At 40.2% G+C, this 3,636-nt stretch carries 1 protein-coding gene; it reads right to left on the reverse strand.

The annotated features are described in order from the left end of the window. Positions 1-176 precede the first annotated feature (176 nt). Positions 177-3,636: HYR domain-containing protein (locus tag DG435_RS09095; protein WP_159098251.1), on the reverse strand; the 3,460-nt coding region annotated here is incomplete at its 5' end.

The following is a 3,636-nucleotide window of genomic DNA, read 5'->3' on the forward strand; positions in this document are numbered from 1 at the left end:
TATACATATACTGAGTGTACTGAGCATCTTGTTGTGCATAACTATTAAAAAACATAACGCTTAAAAACGATGTCACAACTATTATCTTTATTTTTTTCATCCGCTTTAGTAGAACTATTTTAATCTAACCCACGAGCAGGTATAATGATGCTCGTGGGGGATTAAATTTTGATTGATTATCTGTTTATGTATAAGTAACCTGCTCTAGACTTATGGACTCCACTAGCATTTTCATATTCCAGAACATAATAATATGTCCCAACAGGTAATTCTTCTTTTCCATTTATGGTTTGTCTTCCACTAGAAATTCCTTTAAAGAATCTTACACCTGGTTGTTCATATCCATCCTGCTCAAACACCTTAACACCCCAACGGTTATATATCTGTAGTGTGTTTTTAGGAAAATCACTTAATCCCATGATCCTAAACTCATCATTAACCCCATCTCCATTAGCGGTAATTCCTGTATATATAATGATCTCTTCTGGTATTATTACAAATACTGTCTCGTCTTCAAAATCACCATCATTATCTAAATCAATATTGGTATCATTTAATGGGTCATCAGATATATCAGATACATCCAGACCATCTGGATTCTGACCTGTTACAGTGGCCTGATTAGATACACTACCAGAACGTATATCTTCCTCTGTTAGAATATAGGTTGCTGTAAAATTATCAGTATCTGTTTCTCCTGCAGCTAAATCAATTGGATCACCTACTACTTCAACTCCTGATAATGGGTCATTAAGAACAATATTAGTAATATCTACATTACCTGTATTTTCTATGGTAAAGGTATATCGTATCTCATCTCCCGCGTTAGAAACACCATCTCCATTTGTATCTACATATGAAGCTGTCTTAGTTAATGCCAGATTAGAAATATCATTTGCAACTGCTACTGTAATAACTACTATAGCGTCATCACATACTACAGGAGTAGCGACACTACATAAAGTATAATTTATAGTATATTCTCCTGGTATTGTATTTGGTAATACTGTTATTATTCCTGTTATTGGATCCAAGCTAACACCATCTCCAGAATCAGAATCTGTAATTGCCGTAATAACCACATTTGTTCCTAATGTAGTAGGATTACAATCTAACAGATCGTTAGTATCTACAATGTTAGTAGAGCTGCCTCCTATACTTCCATTAATAACTACAATATCATTATTAGCAATTGTTACGGTCGGTACAGTTATATTAAAAGTACAAGTGTCACTATTTCCAGAAACGTCACTAAATGTATAAGTCACTGTAGTTGTCCCTACCGGAAATGCATCACCCGGGTTATGTGTACTACTAACAATTATTGGATTTGTACAATTATCGGTTGCAGTAGGTGGTTCCCAGCTCACAATAGCGTTACAAGTATTAGCATTTGCACTCTGAACTATATCTGATGGGCAACTGGTAACGATCGGATCTATATTATCTATTACAGTTACAGTTTGTGTACAGGTAGCCGTATTTCCCGAACTGTCCGTTACTGTCCAGATTATTATCGTATCTCCTAATGGGAAGGTCGCCGGTGCATCACTAGTCGTACTGACAACTGAGCAGTTATCTGAAGTTATTGGCGTAACAAGAGAAACTCCCGTAGCAACACAACTTGCAGCATCTACATTAACACTCACATCTGCTGGACACACTATCGTCGGATTGATATTATCAATTACCGTTACCGTTTGAGTACAGGTAGCTGTATTTCCAGAACCGTCGGTTACGGTCCAGGTGACAATTGTATCTCCTAATGGGAAGGTTACTGGTGCATCGTTAGTTACACTAGCCACTGTACAGTTATCTCCTGTAGTCGGGGCGCTTAGACTAACACTACTAGCTGTACATAAGCCTGTGTCTACATTAACACTTACATCTGCAGGACATACTATTGTTGGATCGGTAATATCATCAACAATAACGATTTGTGTCTGTTGAACTACATTACCATTACCATCATCATAATTCCAAGTCACTGTAAAAGTTCCTTGCGTCGTATATGTTAAAGGATCAGTAGTTGTTCCATTTATTGTTACAACTCCTCCACATCCATCTGTGGCTGTAGGAATAGTAGTTATTGTTACACTACACTCTCCTTCTACATCAGGTAATGGATTAACATCAGGAACCGGAATCCCCGTATCTTGTACTATTACCGTTTGTATTTGCTGGCTTGTATTGCCATTACCATCATCATAAGTCCAGGTAATCGTATACGTTCCGATCACTGTATAACTTGTAGGATCGGTAGTGGTTCCGGTTATTATTCCTCCACAATTATCTGTTGCTGTTGGTGCTATTACTGTAGCAGTACACTCTCCTATTACATCGGCTAATGGATTAACATTTACTACTGGAGCTTCATTATCCGTTACGGTTACTGTTTGTACACAGGTTACTGTATTTCCAGAACTATCCGTTACTGTCCAGGTTACTGTTGTATCTCCTAATGGGAAAACTCCCGGTGCATCGTTGGTCACACTAGCCACTGCACAATTATCTGAAGTGGTAGGTGTACCTAAAGCAACACCACTCGCAGTACATAGACCGGCATCAACATTGACATTTACTGTAGCAGGACAACTGATTGTTGGATCAATGTTATCGGTTACGGTTACCGTTTGCGTACAGGTAGCTGTGTTTCCAGAACTATCCGTTACTGTCCAGGTGACTGTCGTATCTCCTATCGGGAAAACTCCCGGTGCATCGTTTGTTACACTGGCCACTGCACAATTATCTGATGTAGTAGGTGTACCTAAAGTAACACCACTGGCTGTACATAAGCCTGCATCTACATTAACGTTCACTGTCGCCGGACATGCAATTACCGGACCTATATTATCGGTTACCGTTACCGTTTGTGTACAGGTAGCTGTGTTTCCTGAACTGTCCGTTACTGTCCAGGTGACTGTCGTATCTCCTATCGGGAAAACTCCCGGTGCATCGTTGGTTGTACTGGCTACAGCACAATTATCTGAAGTGGTTGGAGTACCTAAAGCAACACCACTCGCAGTACATAGACCGGCATCAACATTGACATTTACGGTTGCTGGACAACTGATTGTTGGATCGATATTGTCGGTTACTGTTACCGTTTGTGTACAGGTAGCTGTATTTCCAGAACTATCCGTTACTGTCCAGGTTACTGTGGTATCTCCTATCGGGAAAGCTCCCGGCGCATCATTGGTTGTACTGGCTACAGCACAATTATCTGATGTAGTAGGTGTACCTAAAGTAACACCACTGGCTGTACATAAGCCTGCATCTACATTAACACTAACTGTTGCCGGACAACTGATCGTTGGATCAATGTTATCGGTTACGGTTACCGTTTGCGTACAGGTAGTTGTGTTTCCAGAACTATCCGTTACTGTCCAGGTGACTGTTGTATCTCCTATCGGGAAAACTCCCGGTGCATCGTTGGTTGTACTGGCTACTGCACAATTATCTGAAGTGGTAGGTGTACCTAAAGTAACACCACTCGCAGTACATAAGCCTGCATCAACATTTACATTTACCGTTGCTGGACAACTGATTGTTGGATCGATATTGTCGGTTACTGTTACCGTTTGTGTACAGGTAGCTGTATTTCCAGAACTATCCGTTACTGTCCAGGTGACTGTG

Origin of the sequence: Aquimarina sp. Aq78 (assembly GCF_900299525.1) — a bacterium.
Taxonomy (GTDB): domain Bacteria; phylum Bacteroidota; class Bacteroidia; order Flavobacteriales; family Flavobacteriaceae; genus Aquimarina.